Origin of the sequence: Psychrobacter sp. FME6, from assembly GCF_014861365.1 — a bacterium.
Lineage (GTDB): Bacteria > Pseudomonadota > Gammaproteobacteria > Pseudomonadales > Moraxellaceae > Psychrobacter.
Map to the genome: position 1 here is coordinate 1 of NZ_RRYW01000238.1, position 675 is coordinate 675.

Consider the following 675-nt stretch of genomic DNA (forward strand, 5'->3'; position numbering starts at 1 on the left):
AACAATCAGCTGGAGCTCGCACCATTGTCGCCATCCTGTGGAATGAGCACAGTATGAACCGCCCCGACTTTATCGGAGAGTGTTTTACTTGAGTCAGGCAGCAATGCCTGACAGGGTTAAATTATCATAATACCGCTTTTCAAATTCAAAAGGTGACACATATCCAATCGTGCTATGCAAACGGGTTTTGTTAAACCAGTCCACCCATTCAAGGGTTGCTAATTCAACATCGTTCACGCCATGCCATTGTTCTTTTAGATATTCAATCACCTCAGACTTATAAAGCCCGTTAACTGTCTCAGCCAATGCGTTGTCATAAGAGTCGCCTGTTGTACCAACAGAAGCAATCACTCCAGAGTCCGTCATCTTATCGGTATAGCGAATAGATAAGTACTGAACCCCTCGATCACTGTGATGAATCACATCTTTGGGATAGTTTCTATCTGCTATTGCTTGATTTAACGCCGCCATCACCATATCGGTATTCATGCGATTAGATACTTTCCAGCCAACGATAGCGCGAGCAAACACATCAATAATAAAAGCGGTATACACCCAGCCGCTTGTCGTCTTGATATAGGTAAAATCTGCAACCCATAGTTGGTTAGGACGATGAGCATTAAAGTTACGATTGACTAAGTCATCAGCGCGCTTTTGGTCGTCACGGCTGTTGGT

The 675-nt window shown here is 44.0% G+C and carries 1 protein-coding gene; it reads right to left on the bottom strand.

Going from position 1 to position 675, the window contains the following annotated elements:
• Positions 1 to 93 precede the first annotated feature (93 nt).
• Positions 94 to 675: IS3 family transposase (locus EI162_RS14430; RefSeq protein ID WP_192524981.1), on the bottom strand; the 582-nt coding region annotated here is incomplete at its 5' end.